Source organism: Williamsia sp. DF01-3 (genome assembly GCF_023051145.1).
Taxonomy (GTDB): Bacteria; Actinomycetota; Actinomycetes; order Mycobacteriales; family Mycobacteriaceae; genus Williamsia.
Window position 1 is genome coordinate 3911811 of sequence record NZ_JALKFS010000005.1, and the last position, 21943, is coordinate 3933753.

Annotated in this window: 22 protein-coding genes and 1 riboswitch; of the genes, 6 read left to right on the plus strand and 16 right to left on the minus strand. The window is 65.5% G+C overall.

Annotation, left to right across the window (positions count from 1 at the left end; all coding sequences use genetic code 11):
• Window positions 1–11: 11 nt before the first annotated feature.
• Both MVA47_RS20535 and MVA47_RS20540 read right to left on the minus strand, forming a co-directional pair.
• Window positions 12–665: a response regulator transcription factor gene (locus MVA47_RS20535; protein ID WP_247209655.1), complete on the minus strand. Its 654-nt coding sequence runs from the start codon at window positions 663–665 to the stop codon at window positions 12–14.
• A gap of 9 nt (window positions 666–674) precedes the next feature.
• On the minus strand, window positions 675–1952 hold the full coding sequence (locus MVA47_RS20540) for a sensor histidine kinase (RefSeq protein WP_247209658.1): 1278 nt from the start codon (window positions 1950–1952) through the stop codon (window positions 675–677).
• A gap of 166 nt (window positions 1953–2118) precedes the next feature.
• Here MVA47_RS20540 and MVA47_RS20545 point away from each other — a divergent pair, with 166 nt between their 5' ends.
• Entirely contained in the window at window positions 2119–2733 is a 615-nt protein-coding gene (locus tag MVA47_RS20545; RefSeq protein WP_247209660.1) for a hypothetical protein, read from the plus strand.
• Window positions 2730–3932: an alpha/beta-hydrolase family protein gene (locus MVA47_RS20550; RefSeq protein ID WP_247209662.1), complete on the plus strand. Its 1203-nt coding sequence runs from the start codon at window positions 2730–2732 to the stop codon at window positions 3930–3932. Before MVA47_RS20545 ends, MVA47_RS20550 begins: the two co-directional genes overlap by 4 nt.
• Window positions 3933–4000: 68 nt before the next feature.
• Here the strand turns inward: MVA47_RS20550 and gatA are convergent, their stop codons facing one another.
• From gatA to MVA47_RS20565, 3 genes are all read right to left on the minus strand, one after another.
• Window positions 4001–5494 (minus strand): Asp-tRNA(Asn)/Glu-tRNA(Gln) amidotransferase subunit GatA, encoded by a 1494-nt coding sequence (gatA, locus tag MVA47_RS20555; RefSeq protein WP_247209664.1) that lies wholly within the window; start codon window positions 5492–5494, stop codon window positions 4001–4003.
• A complete protein-coding gene (gene gatC / locus MVA47_RS20560) occupies window positions 5491–5790 on the minus strand; it encodes an Asp-tRNA(Asn)/Glu-tRNA(Gln) amidotransferase subunit GatC (protein WP_030172075.1) in 300 nt (99 codons plus the stop codon). The genes gatA and gatC overlap by 4 nt, the downstream gene beginning before the upstream one ends.
• A 107-nt stretch (window positions 5791–5897) precedes the next feature.
• Window positions 5898–6464, minus strand: coding sequence for an antibiotic biosynthesis monooxygenase (locus MVA47_RS20565; RefSeq protein WP_030172078.1), 567 nt, complete (start codon window positions 6462–6464; stop codon window positions 5898–5900).
• Window positions 6465–6573: 109 nt separating this feature from the next.
• Between MVA47_RS20565 and MVA47_RS20570 the strand changes: the two genes are divergently transcribed.
• Window positions 6574–6915 (plus strand): YbjQ family protein, encoded by a 342-nt coding sequence (locus MVA47_RS20570; RefSeq protein WP_030172081.1) that lies wholly within the window; start codon window positions 6574–6576, stop codon window positions 6913–6915.
• Between the two features lie 68 nt (window positions 6916–6983).
• Entirely contained in the window at window positions 6984–7649 is a 666-nt protein-coding gene (locus MVA47_RS20575) for an amino acid-binding protein (RefSeq protein ID WP_247209666.1), read from the plus strand.
• A 17-nt stretch (window positions 7650–7666) separates the two neighbouring features.
• Here the strand turns inward: MVA47_RS20575 and ligA are convergent, their stop codons facing one another.
• The 4 genes from ligA to MVA47_RS20595 form a co-directional block, all read right to left on the minus strand.
• Window positions 7667–9808: an NAD-dependent DNA ligase LigA gene (ligA, locus tag MVA47_RS20580; protein ID WP_247209668.1), complete on the minus strand. Its 2142-nt coding sequence runs from the start codon at window positions 9806–9808 to the stop codon at window positions 7667–7669.
• Between the two features lie 94 nt (window positions 9809–9902).
• The gene (locus MVA47_RS20585) at window positions 9903–10907 is read right to left on the minus strand and encodes an ABC transporter substrate-binding protein (RefSeq protein WP_247209669.1); all 1005 of its coding nucleotides are present in this window, start codon (window positions 10905–10907) and stop codon (window positions 9903–9905) included.
• Entirely contained in the window at window positions 10908–11744 is an 837-nt protein-coding gene (locus tag MVA47_RS20590; protein ID WP_247209671.1) for an ABC transporter ATP-binding protein, read from the minus strand.
• A complete protein-coding gene (locus tag MVA47_RS20595) occupies window positions 11744–12781 on the minus strand; it encodes an iron ABC transporter permease (RefSeq protein WP_247209673.1) in 1038 nt (345 codons plus the stop codon). Before MVA47_RS20595 ends, MVA47_RS20590 begins: the two co-directional genes overlap by 1 nt.
• A gap of 123 nt (window positions 12782–12904) precedes the next feature.
• Window positions 12905–13120: riboswitch (cobalamin riboswitch) on the minus strand.
• Between the two features lie 44 nt (window positions 13121–13164).
• On the opposite strand from MVA47_RS20595, the gene MVA47_RS20600 reads away from it, so the two are divergent.
• Window positions 13165–13569, plus strand: coding sequence for an MmcQ/YjbR family DNA-binding protein (locus tag MVA47_RS20600; protein WP_247209674.1), 405 nt, complete (start codon window positions 13165–13167; stop codon window positions 13567–13569).
• Between the two features lie 231 nt (window positions 13570–13800).
• Here the strand turns inward: MVA47_RS20600 and MVA47_RS20605 are convergent, their stop codons facing one another.
• The 7 genes from MVA47_RS20605 to MVA47_RS20635 all read right to left on the minus strand — a co-directional run bounded on the left by MVA47_RS20605 (window position 13801) and on the right by MVA47_RS20635 (window position 20877).
• The gene (locus tag MVA47_RS20605; RefSeq protein WP_247209676.1) at window positions 13801–14814 is read right to left on the minus strand and encodes a vitamin-B12 independent methionine synthase; all 1014 of its coding nucleotides are present in this window, start codon (window positions 14812–14814) and stop codon (window positions 13801–13803) included.
• Window positions 14811–15959, minus strand: a complete 1149-nt coding sequence (gene mnmA / locus MVA47_RS20610; protein WP_247209678.1) for a tRNA 2-thiouridine(34) synthase MnmA — start codon at window positions 15957–15959, stop codon at window positions 14811–14813. The genes MVA47_RS20605 and mnmA overlap by 4 nt, the downstream gene beginning before the upstream one ends.
• On the minus strand, window positions 15959–17176 hold the full coding sequence (locus MVA47_RS20615) for a cysteine desulfurase family protein (RefSeq protein WP_247209679.1): 1218 nt from the start codon (window positions 17174–17176) through the stop codon (window positions 15959–15961). Before MVA47_RS20615 ends, mnmA begins: the two co-directional genes overlap by 1 nt.
• A gap of 84 nt (window positions 17177–17260) precedes the next feature.
• Entirely contained in the window at window positions 17261–18007 is a 747-nt protein-coding gene (locus tag MVA47_RS20620) for a 1-acyl-sn-glycerol-3-phosphate acyltransferase (RefSeq protein ID WP_247209681.1), read from the minus strand.
• A 134-nt stretch (window positions 18008–18141) separates the two neighbouring features.
• On the minus strand, window positions 18142–18951 hold the full coding sequence (locus MVA47_RS20625) for a GNAT family N-acetyltransferase (RefSeq protein WP_247209682.1): 810 nt from the start codon (window positions 18949–18951) through the stop codon (window positions 18142–18144).
• Window positions 18952–19083: 132 nt separating this feature from the next.
• Window positions 19084–20040 carry an electron transfer flavoprotein subunit alpha/FixB family protein gene (locus MVA47_RS20630; protein ID WP_062801131.1) on the minus strand — a complete coding sequence of 319 codons (957 nt, stop codon included), beginning with the start codon at window positions 20038–20040 and terminating at the stop codon, window positions 19084–19086.
• A 51-nt stretch (window positions 20041–20091) separates the two neighbouring features.
• Entirely contained in the window at window positions 20092–20877 is a 786-nt protein-coding gene (locus MVA47_RS20635) for an electron transfer flavoprotein subunit beta/FixA family protein (protein ID WP_023963866.1), read from the minus strand.
• Between the two features lie 213 nt (window positions 20878–21090).
• Here MVA47_RS20635 and MVA47_RS20640 point away from each other — a divergent pair, with 213 nt between their 5' ends.
• Window positions 21091–21912: a bifunctional 2-polyprenyl-6-hydroxyphenol methylase/3-demethylubiquinol 3-O-methyltransferase UbiG gene (locus MVA47_RS20640; protein ID WP_247209683.1), complete on the plus strand. Its 822-nt coding sequence runs from the start codon at window positions 21091–21093 to the stop codon at window positions 21910–21912.
• Window positions 21913–21943 lie beyond the last annotated feature (31 nt).

Genomic DNA, 21943 nt, shown 5'->3' on the forward strand with positions numbered 1-21943 from the left:
CAAGCTCCGGCTCAGCGCACGCCGTTTTCGTAGGCATAGACGACCGCTTGCGCGCGGTCGCGCAGCTGCAACTTCGAGAGCAAGTTGCTGACATGGGTCTTGACCGTCTGCTCGGCCACAAAGAGATGGGTGGCGATCTCGGCGTTCGATTTGCCCTCGGCCACCTGCTCGAGCACCTCGCGTTCGCGAGGGGTCAACCCGGAGAGTTCGCTCGACGGGGCGCGGCGAGGGCGTTGTCTACTGGTCACCTCGGCGATCAGCCGACGGGTCACCGACGGTGCGAGCAGTGCGTCACCGGCTGCCACCACGCGGACCGCCCGCACCAGCTCTTCGGCCGGCGCATCTTTGAGCATGAAGCCTGAGGCACCGATCCGCAGGGCCTGATAGACGTAGTCGTCGATGTCGAAGGTGGTGAGCATCAGGACTTTGCTGGACACCTTTGCCGGTCCGGAGAGCAGTTGTTCAGCTGCTGCGAGGCCGTCGAGGACGGGCATGCGCACATCCATCAGCACCACGTCCGGGTGGAGCTGACGGACCGCCGCCACCGCGGCCTTGCCGTCCGGCGCGTCCCCGACCACCGAGATGTCGGACTGTGCGGCGAGCAGGGCACCGAAGCCCTGTCGAACCATTGCTTGATCGTCCGCAATGAAGACCGTGATCGACACGTCGACAGCCTACTTTTCCACCATCCCGGACTGCAGACCCGACTGTCCCGAATCATCGACCACACCCGGCGCCCGAATCGGCAGGCGTGCCTGCACAACAAACCCACCGTCGGGTTGCGGCGCTGCGGACAGCACACCACCGACAGCCTTGGCCCGCTCGATCATTCCCGGAATGCCCAGTCCACCTTCAGAATCGAGCCCGATGGGTTGTTCCGTCGGAGCGGTGTTGGCAATGGTCACCGCGAGTTCGGTTCCCTTGACCGACACATCGACGCGCACCTGCGACCCCGCCGCGTAACGGGTGGCGTTCGCCAACGATTCCTGCACGATCCGGTACGCCACCAACGCACACGCGTCACCCACCTCGTCCGCGCCGACGGCCGGGTAATACGTGACGTCGATCCCCGCGCCCCTCGTCGCGGAGATCAGTCCGTCGATCTGCGCCAACCCCGGGTTCGGGTTGCGTGCAAGTGCATCGGCGGCCGAATCATCTTCGAGACGAAGCACACCGAGCATGGTGCGCACCTCGTCGAGGGCCTCGCGTGCGACGTTGGCGATGGCATCGAACTCGGCCGCAGCCGCGTCGCCGACACCTTCGATCCGGTATTTCGCGGTCTGTGATTGCACCACCACCACCGACATCCGGTGAGCCACAACGTCGTGGAGGTCGCGAGCGATGCGGGTCCGTTCCGAGAGCACCGCATTCTTCGACTTCTCGGTGTCCTTCAGTCTGGTCTGCTGGGCGAGTTGGGCACGGGATCGCACGATGATGCGGATCAGCACGCACATGATGCCGGCGACAGCCAATCCGATCACCCAGCCGACCTCGGCCTCGCTCGGTGCAACCGAGAACATCACCAGTGCCGACACCAGCCAGATCACCGGCAGAAGACGTAGCGGCGCCTTGAGATAGGCGAGAACCGTGAGCACCACCAGTTCGATGAAGTGCACCACCTGGATGGAGTAGTTCCAGGTGTCGAGCCGATCGATGGTCAGCCCGATGACTTGCGAGGACACCACCGAGATCGCCCAGCCCAGTGTGGGATTCGCCCAACCCAGCATGATCGGGAGGGCCGCGAACGCCGCGACGACGGGCATCAGCGCAGGCTGCACGTCATGTGTTACGGCCAGAGTGGGCCACGCGATGGCGTACATGATGAGTGCGACGAGCGTGAAGAAGATGTTGACCTTGCGACTCAAGAATCCGATGACCGCCGGGTCGGCGGTGATCGGCAGTTTCTTGGCCTCGTCGACCACATAGTCGGCGGCAGCAGTCCACAGTTTCATTGGTTCGACAGTAGCCACCCATTCCTCGTCCGACCCCATACCTGAGAGTGAGATCTGCGCCGACCCGCAGGTAGCACGCGCAGCCCCGGTGCACCCCGTTGTAGCCACCGGACAACGCGTCCGACGACCGATGCGCCCGGGTGCTCCCGATTCCTACGTTCAATCCATGCGAGCCGTACACAATCGAATCTTCCTGTCCAGCTTGGTGATCTGCTTCGTGGTGGCGTTGGGTCTGTGGCCGGCAACCGCCGCCGCAGCCACCTCCGCGCCGGGGATGTCACCCGCCGAGGCCGCCGACATCCGTACCCCGGCCGGCGCGGCGATTGCGGCATTGACAGGGCCGAGGCCCGCCGATGCGATCGCTGTCCTGCCCGTGGACTTCGAGGCCGAGATGGGCTATCGGCCTGAGGTGGTCGATGACATGCCGATCGATCCCGCGGGCGCCTGCTCATCACCCATCCCGTTGCCCGACCGGTTCGAACCACTATGCAAGACACACGATTTCGGATACGACCTGCTGCGCCTCGCCGACAAGAACGGCGTTCCGCTGGCCGGTTGGGCTCGGGTGGCACTCGACACCATGCTCGCCGAGCGAATGCATGAGGTCTGCGACGATCCCGCATGCAATTGGGCCGCCGATCTCGCCCGGGTGGGGTTGAGCTTCAACACCTGGCGTCAGCACTCTGGCGCCCCGGTCGCGCGGGAGTCTTTCCCGGCGATCGTTGCATCCACCTTCGTCCGCAGTGGCGAGTCGCTCGCATCTCTGGTGGGTCTGGCATGAACGCACGCACGTGGCCACACCCGTTGGTGACGGCCGGCACCACAGCAGGCGCGGCAATCGCTTTGGCCCCCGGCTCGCTGCCCCGCGAATCACTGATCCAGGGCGTGCTACTCGCGGCCTTCGCCGGCATCGGCGCCCTCATCGGCATGCTGGCGTCCCGCTTCGTCCCGTGGCCGGCCGCGCGCGCGAGAAAGGTCACTGCCGTCGCCGGGGGCCTGGTCATCGTTGCGATGTTCGTACAGATGATCTGGTGGCAACTCGAGTTGCGATGGGCTCTGGGCACCGAAACCCTCGACCTCGGATGGGTGGCCGTGGCCGCCGCGCCCTCCGGTGTGGTGGCCGTGGCTGTTGCCCTGCCTTCCCGTATTCGCATGATCGGCGCAGTGCTCGCTGCCGCCATCGCGCTGTCGGTCGCCCCGTCACCTGCCGGTGCTGCGGGGGCAGGCGAGTCTGTGGCACACAAATTCACCGCTGTCGGCGCCCAATCCACATCGCTACGGGTCTACGGGGAACTCGACACCCGCGACGTCACCGACCGCGCGCAGAATCTGGTCAAACGCTGGCAGGCAGCGGGTGGGATGCACCGCAGCGCGGTGGTGGTCGCAGTACCCACCGGATCGGGGTGGGTGGACCCGGACGCTCTGGTCGGGATCGAGTCGCGAATGGCCGGAGATGTGGGAGTTATTGCACTGCAGTACAGCGACATTCCGTCTTGGCAGGCTTTTTTGTCCAGTTCCGCACCCGCCCGCGACAGTGCTATCGCGGTCACGGCCGCGCTCATCGATGCCGTCAACCGGTCGGCCTCGCCCAGCCGCCCGCACATCTACCTCTACGGTCAAAGTCTGGGTGCGGTCGGCGCCGACGCGGCACGGCAATGGGCACAGGACAATCGTTCCGGCGCGCTGTGCCACACGGTGCTCGCGGGTGCCCCGGCGGGCACAGCGTCACTGTCGGCGCCTTCGACCACCGTGTTGGCCAACGGATCGGATCCTGTGGTGCGCTGGTCCCCGCGGTTGATCTGGCAGCCGCCGGCGCTGGCGTCCGGCATCACCCACGACTTGCCGACACCACCGTGGCTACCGGTGGCCGGGTTCGTCCAGGCCAGCGCGGACCTGATCGGGGCACTGTCGTTTCCTGCCGGTCACGGTCATCAGTACGGAACCGAACAGGGCCACGTCATCCCCTTCTGCCCCCGATGATGTGGCCTTCTGGCGCACCCCACCTGGGGGTTTCGTCGCCAGAAGGGCACATCATCGGGGAATGGGGGTCAGACGATCGGGCCTCGGGCCGCCTCGTAGGCAGCGCCGACGCGATACAGCCTCTCGTCGGCCATCGACGGAGCCATGATCTGCAGTCCCACGGGCAGTCCATCGTCCTCGGACAAGCCCGACGGCACCGACATGGCGCAGTTCCCGGCCAGGTTCACCGGGAGGGTGCAGAGATCGAAGAGATACATGGCCAGCGGGTCGTCGACCTTCTCACCGATCGCGAACGCCGTTGTCGGAGTGGTCGGCGACACCAGAACGTCCACGGTCTCGTACGCCTTGGCGAAGTCGCGGGCGATGAGCGTGCGAACCTTCTGCGCCTGACCGTAGTACGCATCGTAGTAGCCAGACGACAATGCGTAGGTTCCGATCATGATGCGGCGCTTGACCTCTGGACCGAAGCCGGCCGCGCGGGTCATTGCCATCACCTGTTCGGCGCTGTGGCTGCCGTCGTCGCCGACCCGCAGTCCATACCGCATCGCATCAAAGCGTGCGAGGTTGCTGGACACCTCGGACGGCAGGATCAGGTAGTAGGCACCGAGTGCGTAGGTGAAGTGCGGGCACGACACCTCGACCACTTCGGCGCCACGCTCACGCAATGACTCCACGGCCGCGTTGAACGAGGACAGCACGCCGGACTGGTAACCGTCACCCTGCAATTCGGCGACGATGCCGACCTTGACACCTGAAAGGTCTTGCGAAGCGCCGGTTTTTGCGGCGGCGACCATATTACCGACCGGCTGGTCGATCGACGTCGAATCCCGTGGGTCGTGCCCGGCGATCACCTGGTGCAGGAGCGCGGTGTCCAGCACGGTGCGCGCGCACGGTCCACCCTGATCGAGCGACGAGGCACATGCCACCAGCCCGTACCGCGAGACGGTGCCGTATGTCGGTTTCACGCCCACGGTCCCGGTGACCGACGCCGGCTGACGGACAGAACCGCCGGTGTCGGTGCCGATGGCGAGCGGCGCCTGGAACGAGGCCAGGGCCGCCGCGCTGCCGCCACCCGACCCGCCGGGGATCTTTGTTGTGTCCCAAGGGTTTCGGGTGACCCCATATGCCGAGTTCTCGGTGGATGATCCCATCGCGAACTCGTCCATGTTGGTCTTGCCGAGGATCGGGATGCCCGCAGCACGCAGCCGTGAGGTGACGGTGGCATCGTACGGAGGTACCCAGCCCTCGAGGATCTTCGAACCGCAGGTGGTGGGCGCGTCGGTGGTCGTGAACACGTCCTTGAGGGCCACCGGGACACCGGCAAGCGGCGATGCCGGGGACTCGCCCGCAGCGATGGACTTGTCGACGGCCGCGGCCGCCTGCAGTGCTTCATCGGAATTGACGTGCAGGAAGGCGTTCAGCTCACCGTCCACCTCGGCGATCCGGTCGAGGTGTGCGCTGGTGACCTCCACGGCAGACAGGTCACCGGCATGGATCTTCTCCGCCAGTTGGGCGGCGGACAGGCCGGTGATCTCGCCGGACTGGCGGGTGGGTGCGGTCACTGTTCTTCTCCAAGGATCTGCGGCACTGCGAACCGTCCCTGCTCGACCGCAGGTGCACCCGAGAGGGCTTCCTCGGTGGTGAGACTGGGCACGATGGTGTCCGGCCGTAAGACGTTGGCGATGTCTGCCGGATGTGCGGTGCCGGGGATGTCGGCCGCGGCGACTTCCGAGATGTTGGCGACATGGGACAGAATCGAATCGAGCTGACCGGCGTAGTGGTCGAGTTCGTCGTCGGTCAGCGCCAGCCGCGACAGCCGGGCGAGATGCGCAACCTCATCACGCGAGATGGCAGACACGAGAGATGCACCCTTTCTGTTCGAGGGCGGCCCACGATGATGTCGGCCCGAACCCCGGTCCAGACTAGTCGGCGCCGGTCCCCCGAGCGCCTCAGGTGCCGCGAGCCCTACAACCAGCGTTTGAGTCGCGCGGTGATCCACGGCAGCAGCAGGTACACCATCAGCGGTGTGCTCACCAATGTGGCGATCAACGTCTTCACCACCAGCGGCGTGTCCCCCAGGTGGGCGATGATGCCGATGTTGATCGCCAGACTGAGTGGAAAGAAGCCGAGCCAGATGGTGATCGCCTGCTTCCAGCGTGGTGGCGGAGCGCCCATCACGCGTACCGCCTGCGTCAGCGTGGACTGTGGCTCGAACCATCCTTCGATGCCGGACAGGCGATGGGTGGCGTACTCCACCGCGATCCCCTCCCCACGCGAGAGCCAGGCCTTGCGCACCGGCGACGACACCCAATCGTCGACCTGCGCGTGGTTCTCGAACCGGTACATGACGTAGTACTCGCCGGGGACCTTCGATGAGCGCAACCACCCTCCGCCGAGGAAGCCCGGGAATGTCCGGGCCAGTGCGATTCCGGCGTCGGTCCAGGCGATGAAGTCGTGTTCTCGATCAGGCTCGATCCGGCGTGCCACGGACGTGGTCACGTCGGAATGATCGCGCGCATCGTCGATTGCCATCCGGTCATTATCGAGCCCGACCGGTTACCGCCCCGAACTCTGAGCCCGCGTAGTGATCAGGCGAATATCCGGCGGGCAGATGATGGGTCGCCGACGTATCGTCTCGTTCATGATCATCGTCACAACAAACGACATCCCCGGCTACCGGATCACCTACACCTTCGGCGAGTGCTTCGGGCTGACCGTCCGGTCACGCAACATCGGATCGAACCTCGGTGCCGGCTTCAAGGCGATGGCGGGTGGTGAACTCAAGGGAGTCACACAGCTACTCCACGATTGCCGCCAGGAAGCGCTGCAGCGCTTGGCGACCGAGGCGCAACAACGCGGCGCGAACGCCGTGGTGGCGTTCCGGTTCGAGACCACCGAGTTCGGTGGAACCGGTATCGAGGTGTGCGCGTACGGCACCGCAGTAGGTGTCGAGGCGCTCCCCGGGACCACTCCTCCGGCCTGATCGCCAGGCCACTGGGCGCCGGCCACTGAGGGCGCGCCACACGGCAGGGCCGACGTGGCGGTGGGAGAATGTCGACCGTGTCCTATCTCCTGCGCGTCTACCTACAGGACCGACCCGGATCCTTGGGCCTCCTGGCCGTTTCCCTGGGTTCGATCGGTGCCGACATCCTTTCGCTCGACGTTGTCGAACGCGGCGAAGGGTACGCAGTCGATGACATCGTCGTCGAGGTTCCCCGCAGCTCGCTGCCCGACACCCTGATCACTGCTGCAGAAAAGGTTGATGGTGTGCGGGTGGATTCGATCCGCCCGTACACCGGCGTCCTCGAGACCCACCGGGAACTCGAGTTGGTCAACGAGATCGCGGCCGCCGGCCGCGATCGGCTACAGGTCCTGGTCGAGGCGGCGCCCCGGGTTCTTCGGGTTGCGTGGGCCACCATCATCACCTCAGGCGCCAACGGGGCGATCCAGCTCTTCGGGAGCTCTGGTGCCCCGGAAACCCAACTCACCGATGCGAGTTGGCTGCCGATCGACCACGAGGCCGAGCTGGATCCCGAATCGCCGTGGGTACCGCAGTCCTGGCGCGACATGGACACTCGGCTGGCCGCAGCACCCATCGGGTCACCGGGCAAGGCGCTACTCCTCGGTCGACCGGGTGGCCCGGACTTTCGTCCGTCCGAGATCGCCAGGATCGGCTACCTCGCGAAGATCGTGACGACGGTGCTCAAACAACCCTGATCTGGTCGGCCGCGTCATCAGTCCTGCGGCGGGTCACCTTCGTCCAGGTCGGCAGGTGATTCGTCGGTGTCTGCCGGCGGAGGCCCTTCTGCGAGAAGCTTTTTGAACCCGTCTTCGTCGAGAATGGGTACGCCGAGCTGCTCGGCCTTGTCCGCCTTGGTGCCGGGCGAATCCCCGACGACAACATAGGCCGTCTTCTTCGACACCGATCCTGACGCCTTGCCCCCGCGCACCAGAATGGCCTCCTTGGCGCCGTCGCGGGAGAAGTCCTGCAGCGAGCCGGTGACCACGATGCTCAAGCCCGAAAGCGTGCGCGGGATGGAAGCGTCGCGCTCGTCCTCCAGCTGCACACCGGCCTCACGCCATTTCCGGACGATCTCACGATGCCAATCGACCGTGAACCAGTCAGCGACGCTCTGCGCCAACGTGTTCCCCATACCCTCTACGCTGGCGAGCTGCTCGGCTGTTGCCGATTCGATGGCCTCCAGGCTGCCGAACTCGGTGGCCAATGCGCGTGCGGCACTCGGGCCGACGTGCCGGATCGACAACCCGACCAATACCCGCCACAGCGGTACCTTCTTGGCCGCAGAAAGGTTCGCGAGCAACCGCTTACCGTTCGCGGAGAGATCTCCCGATTTGGTGGTGAACAAAGTGGTCTTGCGGAGATCGTCCTCGGTCAGGCTGAACAGATCACCCTCGTTGTCGAGCACCCCGGAGCCCAGAAGAGCGGTGGCAGCCTCGTATCCGAGAGCCTCGATGTCGAATGATCCGCGACCGGCGATGTGGAACAGCCGCTCTCGCAGCTGGGCCGGGCACGATCTGCTGTTGGGACACCGGATGTCGGCGTCGCCCTCCTTCTGCGGCGCCAATTCGGTGCCGCACTCGGGACAGTGGGTCGGCATCACGAACTCACGTTCGGTGCCGTCTCGCAGGTCGACCACAGGGCCCAGTACTTCGGGGATGACGTCGCCGGCCTTCCGGATGGTGACGGTATCGCCGATCAGGACGCCCTTGCGCTTGACCTCGGACGCGTTGTGGAGCGTTGCCATGCCGACCGTCGAGCCCGCCACCAGAACAGGCTTCATCGATGCGAAAGGAGTGACCCGTCCGGTGCGTCCGACATTGACCAAGATGTCGAGCAGTTTGGTGGTCGCTTCTTCGGGGGCGTATTTGTACGCGATGGCCCAGCGGGGCGCGCGCGAGGTGGACCCCAGCCGACGTTGGAGCGAGATGTCGTCGACCTTGACGACGATCCCGTCGATTTCGTGTTCGACGTCGTGGCGGTGTTCACCCCAATATGCGATCTTCTCCAGGATGGCATCGGCGCCCGTGAGTTTGGTGGTGTGCTCGGAGACCGGCAGTCCCCAGGCACCGAGCGCCAGATAGGCGTCATGGAGAGTCTTGGGCGGCGTTCCGTCGATCCGGCCGAGCCCGTGGCAGATCATCCCCAGCCGTCTTCTGGCGGTGATCTGCGGGTTCTTCTGGCGGAGGGACCCGGCGGCAGAGTTGCGTGGGTTGGCGAACGGCGCCTTGCCCGCCTCCACGAGCGACGCGTTGAGCGCCTCGAAATCCTCGACTCGGAAGAACACCTCGCCGCGAACCTCGAGCAGGTCGGGTATCGGGTAGTCGTCGGACGGCGTGAGTCGGTGCGGTACGTCGTTGATGGTCTTGGCGTTGAGCGTGACGTCCTCGCCGGTACGTCCGTCGCCGCGTGTGGTGCCGCGAACGAGGACACCTCTCTCGTACACCAGGGCCAGGGCTACGCCGTCGATCTTCAGCTCACACAGATTTTCCAAGCCCGAGCCGGCGTCAGCCTCCACCCGCGACACCCAGCTGCGCATCTCGTCGGCATCGAACACGTTGTCCAGCGACATCATTCGCTCGAGATGGTCGACGGCCTTGAACTCGGTGGCGAAACCGCCGCCGACCAACTTGGTGGGCGAATCGGCGACAGCCAACTCCGGGTACTGGTCTTCGAGGGCCTGCAGGCGGCGCAACAACGTGTCGAACTCACCGTCGGTGATGACGGGAGCGTCTTTCACGTAGTAGCGGAACTGGTGGTCACGCACCTCCTCGGCCAGCTGCGACCACTGCTCTCTGGCCGCAGAAGGAGTCGGCTCCGCGGGCGTCTGCTCACTGATGTCTGCACTGTTGGCCACCCCTCGAAGATAGTCCAGAGGGCTGACACCGAAACCGGACTCGCGGGGTTCGACTCGTCAGTATGGACTTCCGCTGTAGAGCCCCCGCAGGGCTCTAGCGGCCGATCGATCGCAGGTAGTCCCCCACCGTGACCACAGCCTGCGGGTTCCTGGGGCCCTCCACCAAGGCGGCGTAGGGCAGCGCGAGGATGTGTCCCTCTCGAACCGCGGTCGAGCCCGACATCAACGGGTGCGATTCGAGCTGACGGATCTTCGCGGCAACGGAATCGGACGGTCCCGCCCCGTAGTCGACGATGAGGATGACCTCGGGATCACGCTGGGCGGCGGCCTCCCACGAGGTGGTGGTCCACGAGTCGTTCAGGTCATCGAAGATGTTGCGGCCACCGGCCTCGGTGATGATCTGTTGTGGTGCAGCGGTTCTGCCCGAGGTGAAGGGTTCAGGGGCGGCACTGTCGAAGAGGAAGACCCTGGCCGAATCACGGTCTCGCGGCACAGCCGCGTTCACACCGCGCAAGACGTTCCGGTACTCCTCCACCAGGTTGTCCGCACGCTCGCGGACCCCGAAGATGTCACCGAGGTTCTCCAAGTCGGCATAGAGCGCATCGAACGGCGACATGATTCCTCGGCGCGTTGTTCCGGGCTGTCGACATGCCTCGGTGAGTTGGTACGGGACGGCGCCGATCTGCTTGATCCAGTCCGGTGTCAGGCCGGTCGACTCCCGGAAGCCGTAATTCCACCCGGCGAAGACGAAATCGGGGTCGGCCGCCTGCACGATCTCCCGGGTGAATGCCTCCCCCAGTTCGGGGGTCGATTCGAAATCCGCCTTCCAAGGCGAGGTCTGCACGTCACGTTCTTTGCCGGGATAGGTGGTGTACCCGACGAGCCGGTCGGCCAGTCCGAGCGAGAACATCATCTCGGTGATGCCGGTGTCATTGGTCACCACCCGAGTCGGCACTCCGGAAACCGTCAGTGGTGCACCGCAATTCGTCACCGTCACCGTGGGGCCGCCGGACGGGGTCTTCGGCTCCACGTCGGCGCCACACGCGCTGACTGCCACCGCCATCACGATCATCGCAAGGGCACAGCGATTTCGGTACATTCAGCTCTCCTCGTGGTGAAGGGCGTGGGGTGTGCAATTCGGCACTGGTTTGTGCCCGTCGGAGACGGCCCTGTTGAGACCGTCAAAGATGATCTGGGGAACGCCGAGGCGGGGATGGGCGACGATGTGGCAGCCGATCGAGAACCACCGGTTGATCACGGTTTCGGTGAAGACCTCGTGAGGGGTTCCGGCACACACCACCGCGCCGTCGACGAGCACGAGGACACGGTCGCAGTACTGCGCGGCCAAGTTCAGATCGTGCAATGCCGCTATCACCGTGATGCCCAACCCTTTTGCCGCACCGAGCACGCCGTGTTGATGTTGCACGTCGAGATGGTTGGTCGGTTCGTCGAGCACGAGCACCTGTGGCTCCTGGGCCAGAGCACGGGCGATCAGGACGCGCTGCTTCTCGCCGCCGGACAGAGAGGAGAACAATCGCGAGCGCAGATCCCCGGCATCGGCCTTGTCCATCGCCTCCCCGATGGCCTCGTCTTCGGCGGCACGGTCGCGGGCGACGATCCCGCTGTGTGGCAGTCGCCCGGTGGCGACCACCTCGCGCGCTGTGAAGTCGAAATGCAAGGTGTTGTCTTGGGTCAACGCGGCCACTTGACGGGCATTCTCGCGCATGCTGATGGCACGAATGTCGCGCTCACCCACCACGATATGACCGTCGGACGGCTTCAACGCCCGATACAGACAGCGCAGCGTCGTGGATTTGCCGCTGCCGTTGGGCCCGACGATCCCGACGAACTGACCCGCCTCGACGGTCAGGTTCATGTCGCCCACCACCAGACGGCCGCCGATCTCGACGTCCACGTGATCGAACTGCACGCGCATCAGATCTGCACCATCGATGCATCACGGCGTTTCATCAAGAACACGAACACCGGTACCCCGACTGCCGCGGTGATCGCCCCCAGTGGCAGTTCCTGTGGCGGAACCACCGTGCGTGACAACAGGTCGGCAGAAACGAGGAAGACGGCGCCGAGCAAGGGCGTCACGATGATGAGTCGCCGGTGATCGGCGCCGACCAGCAGTCGCGCCACGTGTGGGACGACCAGACCGACGAATCCGACCGCGCCACAGACGGACACGAAACAACCCGTCATGGCGGCCGCGATGACGAACAGGAAGATCCTGAACCGCGACGCGTTCAGTCCCAGTGCGGCACTGACCTCGTCGCCCATCGACAACGCGTTCAGGCGTCGCGCACACAGGGCGATGGACACCATTCCCACCGCGGCGACGACCACCACCAGCGGAACCATGCCCCAGCTGACGCCCGACAGGCTTCCAAGGAGCCAGAACATCACGCTGCGCGCACCGTCACCTTGCGGTGCCATGAAGATCAGCACGGTGGTGACCGCCGAGAAACCGTATCCGAGCGCGGTTCCCGTCAACACGAGCCGCAAAGGCACCAATCCGGCTGCCGATCTCGCCATCAGATAAACGAGGGCGGTGGCACCGAGGGCGCCCAGGAACGCTGCGGTACTCAGCGCGTAGATACCCAGCGCACCGAAAGTGCCGAACAGCACAACTGCTGTCGCGCCCACAGATGCTCCCGAGGAGATCCCGAGGACATACGGGTCTGCCAATGCGTTGCGTACCATCGCCTGAACGAGTAGACCCACAGCACTGAGTCCGGCGCCGACGAACACTGCCACGATCAGTCGCGGCATTCTGGAATCGACCACTATCCGGTAGTTGGGCACGTCGTCTGCGGATATTGCGCCTCCGACCAACTCGGCCCAGAGGAACGAGGTGGTGTCGCGCCAGGGAACGTGAACGGTACCGAACATGAGGGCCATCACCGACACAGCGACCAGCGCGGAACACAACCCGACCACCAACGCAGTCACCGAATGAGGGCGCATCGCCGCACTTTCCGCTGTACCGGATGCCGACCGACCCGTACGCATGCGTCAGCGAATGAAGGCGCGCGCGAGCACACCATCACCGCGTCAACCGTGTCCCTCGGAGTCGACGGGCGACCACGCCGGCGGCGCGGTCACGTTGGCAGGTCTTCGGACTCGTGGACATGACACCGTACGTTCGGTGTCTCCTACCGGCGGTCGCTTCCCAGGCTCACACCCAGTGCTGGTGACCGCGTTCGTTTCCACTCACCGCTGCGGGGCAGTTCCGGATCTTCACCGGATTCCCTCTTACGATCCGCCGGTCTATGACCGACGGAAACCAACGCCCGGTCAACCTAACATTTCACCGGCACCCGAACAGACACCGGTTCTAGACTGTCGCCATGCCCCACCCGATCATGTACTCCGAGGACGACCCGGTCCTGATTCGACTGCGCACCATTGCACTCGCGTTCCCGGATGCGACGGAGAAGATCGCACACGGTCGCCCGACGTTCCGCGGCGGGAAGATGTTCGGCATGTACGGCGGCGGGGTCAAAGGCGGACCGCAGTTCGAGCAATCGCTGCTGTTCAAAGTGGAGCAGACCGAACGCGTTGCACTGGAACAAGACTCGCGATTCTTCTATCCGGCGTACGTGGGACCGTACGGATGGATGGGGATCGACCTGTCGGCACGGCCGGACTGGACGGAGGTGGCCGAACTACTCGATGCCAGCTACCGCTCTGTCGCGACAAAGAAGCTGATCGCCCGGCTCGACGCCGGCGAGCGCCCCGCCGAACTGACCTGACGTCATCGCTCGGTTGCTGCGCCGTGGCCGAACTCATCACCGTCCTCGGTGGGCTGGGGGCCCGCATCGTCACGGCCATGGCACGGGAGCGGCCAGATGAAGGTGCGGCCCTGCATCGCGGTCCGAACCCGCGTCGGTCTCGCGCAAATCCGTGCGCGGCAGGCAAAGTTGTCCATACCTCATCAGAGGCTGCGCAGGCGATGAATGTTCCCGACCGACCGGGCCGGGTCGCTATACCGCGGTCGGGTCGGCGCGCAAACCGGCCGCCGCTGTGGTGCACAGCGAGAGCGCCGTCTTCGCCCAGGCGGCATCGGCACCGGCCAGACCGCACGCGGGACTGATCACCACCTGCTCCGCCAGGACCTTCCTGGAGAGCCCGATTCGGTCGGTCAGGGCGGCGCACGACGCGGCCACCTGTTCTGCGGCGAGTTCGGTTGCGGGGGCAGCTGTCGGCACGGCGCCCAGGATGACGTCCCGACCCTCGTCGAGCAGCTGACCGATACCGTCGAGATCCGCCGTGCGGATCTGGGCGAGATCCACACTGACCGCGGCGAATTTGGCGCGCTCCAACAGCTCCCACGAAATATTCGTTGAGCAGTCGTGCATCACCACCGGCCTGCCGACGACATCGATGAAGCCGTCGTACTTCTCGGCGAGCACAGCGACGGGTACGGGCCTGATGATGTCGAAACGGGTGAGCGGCTCCACCGAGCCCTCGATCACCCGCCCGATCATCGGCTCGTCGATCTGGACGATCACCTGAGCTCCGGTGCGGCGACGGACCTCGTCGGCATGTACTCGCAGGCCCTCGGCCATCGAATCCACGAGATCCGACCACGCCCCGACATCGTGCAGGATCTTGTGACCGTTGCGCAGTTCCACCGACGCGGCCAATGTGAACGGGCCGCACGCCTGCAGCTTGACGAAACGGTCGGTCGCGGCCATCCCGGCCCGCTCCCAGGCCTCTTCGAAGGCGTCGAGGTCGGCGTTCAGAAAGTCGCGCGCGCGGCGGGTCAATCCGGATTTGCGTGCCGACAGGCGGTAGCCGGAGGCCACGGTGTCCATCGGCATGTCCACCAGCAGGGCAGCCGACCGCCCGATCGTGTCGGCCCCGAGCCCGCGCTGCGGCAGTTCGGGAAGAAACGCCAGCTCGCACTCGCCCAGGCTGATGCCCGCGGATTCGATCGGATCGGTACCCGGCATCGATCCGACACCGGTTCCGGTGCCGGACGGCAGGACGGTCACGTGGTGGCGCTGCTGACGAGATCCGACGGGACCGAGCCGGTGACCGCGATTCGTCCGCTGCCGAGGACCAGGTCACCCGACACCGAATCCGGCTGGTACAGCACCGCCGCCTGCCCGCGGGCCACCCCGGTGAGGGGACTGCGCAGGGTGATGCGGATACCCGGGCCCTGTCCGTCGACACCGTCTGAAGGCTCGAGCTCGATGGCTTCGGCCACGGCCGGCGCCAATCCGCCGTGTGCCCGGACCTGGACCATGCACTCGAACGGTTCGGTGGGAGTGTGTCCGGACGTCCAGATGGCCTTGCGGGCGATGATCGTCCACACCTGGAGATGCTCGGAGGAACCCACCGTCACGGTTCCGGAGTCGGGATCGATCTCGGTCACGTATCGCGGTTTGCCGTCGACAGCCGGTGCATCGATACCGAGCCCCTTGCGCTGTCCGATGGTGAACCCGTGGACGCCTTCGTGCTGGGCCAGTTCGGCACCGGAGTCGGCGTCGACGACCTTGCCGGGCCGGACACCGATCGTGGCACCCAGGAACGCCCGGGTGTCACCGGTGGGGATGAAGCAGATGTCATGAGAGTCGGGCTTGTTGGCAACGGACAAGCCGCGCGCAGCGGCCTCTTCCCGGATCTGGTCCTTGGGTGTGTCGCCCACCGGGAACATCGCCCGTGACAGCTGCTCCGGAGTCAGCACGGCGAGCACGTACGACTGGTCTTTGTCGTGGTCGACCGCCCGACGCAACCGGCCGCCTTCGAGCCGCGCGTAGTGGCCGGTGGCAACCGCGTCGAAGCCCAGGGCGATGGCGCGTTCGGCCAAAGCCGAGAACTTGATCTTCTCGTTGCATGTCAGGCAGGGATTCGGAGTCTGCCCGGCGGCGTACGCCGCAACGAATTCGTCGATGACGTCATCTTTGAAGCGGTCGGCGAAATCCCAGACGTAGAAAGGGATTCCGAGAACATCTGCGGCCCGCCGGGCATCAGACGCGTCCTCGCGCGAACAGCAACCCCGGGATCCGGTCCGCAGTGCGCCGGGCGCAGTGGACAGTGCCAGGTGTACCCCGACCACGTCGTGTCCGGCGGCCACCGCCCGTGCGGCAGCCACCGCCGAGTCGACACCGCCACTCATCGCTGCGAGTACTCGCATCAGCGCTCTCCTGCCATTGCCGTGGCCATCCCGGCGGCGCGGGCGCGGGAGACCACTTCACCGATGACGGCGCCTACGGCGTCGATGTCATCGCGGGTTGTCGAGGACGCCAGTGAGAACCGCAGCGAACTGCGGGCCCGCGCAGTGGATACGCCCATCGCGGTCAACACATGAGACGCCTGGGCCACGCCTGCGGTGCAGGCCGACCCGGTGGAGCACTCGATGCCGTTGGCGTCGAGCAACATCAACAGCGAATCACCTTCGCAGCCCGGAAACGACACGTGCACGTTGCCCGGCAGCCGTGCCGAGCCGGTGGGTCCGTTGACCACACAGTCGTCGGTGTTCTCGGTCAGCACCGCGAACAGCTGGTCACGCAGGTTCGTCACTGCCGGGACGGTGACCGACAGCTCTTGCACCGAATGTTCAAGTGCTACAGCCATTCCCACCGCAGCCGCGACGTCGGGGGTACCCGAGCGAACGTCCCGTTCGTGCCCACCACCGTGGAGCAGCGGCACGCAGTCCACATCGCGGCCGAGCAACAGCGCGCCGATCCCGTGGGGCCCACCGAACTTGTGTCCGGCGATGCTCATCGCCGAGAGGCCGCTGGCGGCGAAGTCGAGCGGAAGGTGTCCGGCCGCCTGCACGGCATCGGAGTGCATGGGAACGCCGTACTCCCGGCAGATCGCGGCAAGCTCCGCAATCGGCTCGATGGTGCCGACCTCGTTGTTCGCCCACATCACACTGACCAGTGCTGTGTCCTCTGCATGCGCGGTGAGCGCCGCCCGCAGATCTGCGGGGTCGACAAGACCCTGATGATCGACGGGCAGCCAGGTGACCTCGGCTCCCTCGGTGTCGGCAAGCCAGAGCACCGGGTCGAGAACGGCGTGGTGTTCGATGGATGACGCAATGATGCGGCGGCGGGCGGCGGCCGGAGAACCCGACTTGTTCCGCGCCCAGAAGATGCCTTTGACCGCGAGATTGTCGCTTTCGGTTCCGCCCCCGGTGAAAATCACCTCAGACGGGCGTGCACCCAGCGAGGCCGCGATAGATTCTCTCGATTCCTCCAGGTGCCGGCGGGCGCGCCGCCCCGACGCGTGCAGCGACGAAGCGTTGCCCGCAGTGCCCAGGATCTGACTCATCGCCACGACTGCTGCAGGCACCATCGAGGTTGCCGCTGCGTGATCGAGGTAGATCGGGGCCCGGTCGGAGGAGTACATAACCAATCCAGGATAACCGCTCGCAGAGCCGGTTCTATTCCACCGGCGTCTGGACAGCGCCCCGCCACCGGGACCGTCCAGTGGTCAGCTCACCATCGCGGCGGGGATGCCCGACGAGAGGCCGATCAGCGACGGTTCTCCGAACACGATCCGCTCGCAGCGGTCGGCGAGCTCACGTCGGTCCGATCCCGGCCATTGGGTTTCGCAGAGGCGGACGTGCACGGTCAGACCTTTGGCCCGCAGGATCCGACCCATCGTGTCGGCGATGTTGTCGGTCCCGATGAAGGCCGCGACAGGGCTGATCGCGCCGTCCGGTGTGTGAAAACTCACCACCAGAGGCTGGACCGGAACCCCCGTTTCGACCGCGGCCTGGAAGATCGCAGGACGGAAACGACCACCGCCGCGACCGCATCGCGTCGTCCCCTCGGGGAACAACCCGACGCTGTCTCCCGCTCGGAGTCCGTCGACGGCGTCCGAGATGACAGACGGGAGGTCGCGCAACGACTCGCGGCGGATCGGGATCACACCCAGGCGACGGGTGAGCGTTCCGATCACCGGCCATCGGGTCAGTTCTGCTTTGGCCACGAAGCGGGCAGGGCTGACGGTCGCGATCGCGAGGATGTCCAGGAACGAGATGTGGTTGGCGACGATCAGGCCTGCGCCTGCGGCTCGCGGACCTCCCAAAGACAATTCGCTGTGCCGGACGCGTACCCGGATGCCGATCGAAGCCAGCAACAGGACAGCCATCCACCGCACGTACCCGGCACGCGCCGACCGTGGCAGCAGAGGCACCAGGACCCCGAGGGTGACCGCGACCGCCACGGTGGTCATCAGTGCGACGACGCGCCAGCTCCTGCGTACCCGCCCCGCTTCGCAGCTCGAGGTGGACAGGCAGCTGCTATCACAGGCACTCGCCGGAAACCAGCTGTGCCGAGCGGGCGCGTTCGTCACCATCGGGTCGTCTGTCATCCGGGTACCCGCTCGGCGGCCTGGCGGAGCCGGTCCAGGTACCTGGTGTTCGCGCGTTCGCGATCGATCACCGTGAAGAAGTCGGCCACCCCGAAATCGGGGTCGTAGGCCGGTTCTCCGCACACCCAGGCCCCCATCCTCAGGTATCCACTGAGCAGGGGTGGGAATGCCAAGCGGTCGGGCGGTGCGATGTCGTCGAGCCGCAGGCCGTCGAGCACCACCGGCCTGTGCGGGTACACCTCCCACGGACCACGGTGCCGGTCGCGTACGAAGTCCCGGATACCGCGGACCTGTGCGCCGGGCCGGTCGCGGTCGCTGTCCTTGCAGATCGGCACCGAGGTCGCGCCCATCAGGTACCGGTAGCCACTGAGATCCAGATACCTCAAGATGCCCGCCCACATGAGAGCCAGGACAGATCCGGACCGGTGTTCGAGGGCAACACACGCCCGGCCCATCTCGACAGTTTGCGGCGCAATCGAATCCAATTCGTGGACGTCGAATTCCGTAGCCGTGTAAGGGCCTCTGGCGGCGATGGCACCCGGCGGCGGCAGGAGGCGATAACAGCCGACCACGGCGCCGGTCATGTTGTGTCGCACCATGAGGTGGTCACAGAACTCGTCGAAGGGGTCGCAATCCCGCCCGTCGGTGACTCCGGCCATTGCGCCGCCGAAACCCGGCTCGTTCGCGAAGACCTGGTAACGCAGACGCGCGATGACGTCGATGTCGGAAGGGTCGGTACTCAGATACAGGCTGTAGTCGCGCCCGGAGACGAGTGCGGTCGTGCTGATGACTGCGGGTGTCCTCATGGGCACAGGTGTATCGAGCGCGTCGGACCGGTCGGAATCGGCGGCGTGTCGTGTCGGTGCAACGTGCATGAACAGCAGATGACCCCCGGGCAGGGTGCCAGGGGGTCATCTGTGGTTCAGCTGCGAGCGGTGTTACTTGCGCTTCTTGACCGCTTCGGTGAGCTGCGGCGCCACGTTGAAGAGGTCACCGACGATGCCGTAGTCGGCGATCTCGAAGATGGGAGCCTCTTCGTCCTTGTTGACCGCCACGATGGTCTTGGAGGTCTGCATACCCGCACGGTGCTGGATCGCGCCTGAAATACCCAGAGCGACATACAGTTGCGGCGACACAGTCTTACCGGTCTGGCCGACCTGGAACTGGCCGGGGTAGTAACCGGAGTCGACAGCCGCACGCGAGGCACCGACAGCGGCACCGAGCGAATCGGCGAGTTCCTCGACGACAGAGAACTTCTCGGCACTGCCGACGCCGCGTCCACCGGACACGACGATGGTGGCCTCGGTCAGTTCCGGACGGTCACCGCCGACGTTCGGCTCGACCTTGGTGATCTTGACCGCGTTCTCGGGAACCTCGGGCACCTCGACGTCGACGCGCTCGCCTGCGCCGGCCTGTGGGGCAGCCTCGACCGCGCCAGGACGCACCGAGTACACCGGGACGTCGCCGCCGGCCTGTGCCTCGGCGGAGAAGGCGCCGCCGAAGATGGAGTAGACGCCCACTCCGCCTTCTTTGACCTCGACCACGTCGGCGTGAACGCCTGAACCGAGCCGTGCGGCAAGGCGGCCGGCGATCTCTTTGCCGTCGAAGTTGGCGGTGACGAGGACACCGGCCGGGGAAACCTGCTCCACCAAGGTGCCGAGGATGTCGACCTTCGGCGTGATCAGGTAGCCGTCGACGTCGTCGGACTCGGCGACGTAGATCTTCTCGGCGCCGAACTCCTTGAGCTCGTCGGCGATGGCGTCGGTTGTTCCGGGCTTGGCCGCGACGACAACAGACGGGGTGCCCAGTGCGCGGGCAGCGGTGATGAGTTCGGAAGTGACCTTCTTCAGGGCACCTTCCGCGTCCAACTCGGCGAGGACGAGTACTTCAGCCATTTGTTAACTCCTTGCGGTGTGGTCGATGTCGGGGGATGTGATCGGCGGGGATCAGATGATCTTCTGACCGACCAGGAACTCGGCGACCTTCGTGCCGCCGTCACCCTCATCGACGACCTTTTCGCCCGCGCTCTTCGGCGGCTTGGGGGTCGCGCTGGTGACCGTCGATCCGGCATTCGCCAGTCCGACCTCTTCGGCTTCGACGCCGATGTCGGCAAGCGAAAGAACCTGAACCTCTTTCTTTTTCGCCGCCATGATGCCCTTGAAGGACGGGAAGCGAGGCTCGTTGATCTTCTCTCCGACGCTGACGATGGCAGGCAGGGTTGACTCGAGATGGAAGATGCCCTCGTCCGTCTCACGCTCGCCGGTGATCTTGTCGCCCTCGATGGTGAGCTTGCGCATGTGGGTCAGGTGCGGGAGCTCGAGGTACTCGGCGATGATGGCCGGCACAGCGCCGACGCGACCGTCGGTGGCCTCGTTGCCTGCGATGACGAGTTCGACGCCCTCGACGGTGCCCAGCGCACGGGCGATGACCCATGCGGTCTGGATGGCGTCGCTGCCGTGCATCTGGTCGTCCTTGACGTGGATGGCCTTGTCGGCTCCCATCGACAGTGCCTTACGGATGGCGTCGGTCGCGCGATCCGGTCCGACCGTCAGCACGGTGACTTCACCGCCGTCCGCTTCTTTGATCTTCAGAGCCTCTTCGACGGCCTTCTCGTTGATCTCGTCGAGTACGGCGTCGGCGGCTTCGCGATCGAGGGTGTAATCACCGTCGCTGAGCTTGCGCTCGGAGTAGGTGTCAGGGACCTGCTTGATCAGAACGACAATGTTTGTCATGGGTCTTCGTCGACCTCCTGCGTAGGGTTCTGGACAACTTACCCGTCGGTAAGTACTCCTGTTTCTTTACCACCTTAGCGCGCACTTCCGGCAGGTCGAACACCCGATTGCAGGGGAATGAAGTCGGTCACACTGCCTTGCCGAACCCCGCATCGCGAGGGTCACCGCGAGGTCCGCCTCCGGCTCCACACACGGCCCACTAGGCTCTGCTGGATGGTCAGCCCCACGCATGGATCCAACAACGCCGTCGGATCGCCTGCCCCGATCGGCGCCGAGGACGGCGCAACAGCCCCCGAGCAGGGTTTATCGCTCACCGGGGAGCGGACAGTTCCCGGAATTCCCGAGGAGAACTATTGGTTCCGCCGCCACGAGGTCGCCTATGAGTACATCGCCGACCGTTGTCGCGGACGCGATGTCTTGGAAGCCGGATCAGGCGAAGGTTATGGCGCCGACCTGCTCTCCGCCGTCGCCCGGTCGGTGACGTGCGTCGACTACGACCAGTCCGCCGTCGAGCACACCCGGGCGCGCTACCCGCACCTCACCATCCACCAGGCGAACCTGATCGACCTACCCCTTGCCGACGCCTCGATGGACAGCGTCGTCAACTTCCAGGTGATCGAACACCTATGGGATCAGCCCGCGTTCGTGGCCGAGTGCCTGAGGGTGCTCCGACCCGGTGGTGAGTTGCTCATGTCCACGCCGAACCGGATCACCTTCTCCCCCGGCCGCGACACCCCACTCAACCCGTTCCACACCCGGGAACTCGATCCCGCCGAACTCCACGAACTGCTCTCGGCAGCGGGCTTCTCCGTCACCGAGCAATTGGGCGTCCGTCATGGCCGGGGACTCCGCGAACTCGACACCAGATGGGGTGGCTCGTTCATCGACGCCCAGATCGACCGGGCACTGTCCGGTCAGGCCTGGCCCAGCGACTTGACCGCAGACGTGGCGGGGGTGAGCACCGCCGACTTCGACATCTCCGACACTGATCTCGACAGCAGCCTCGACCTGCTGTTCGTCGCGGTGAAGCCGTGACCGAAGCGGGTCTTCGCGACGACGGGGTCGC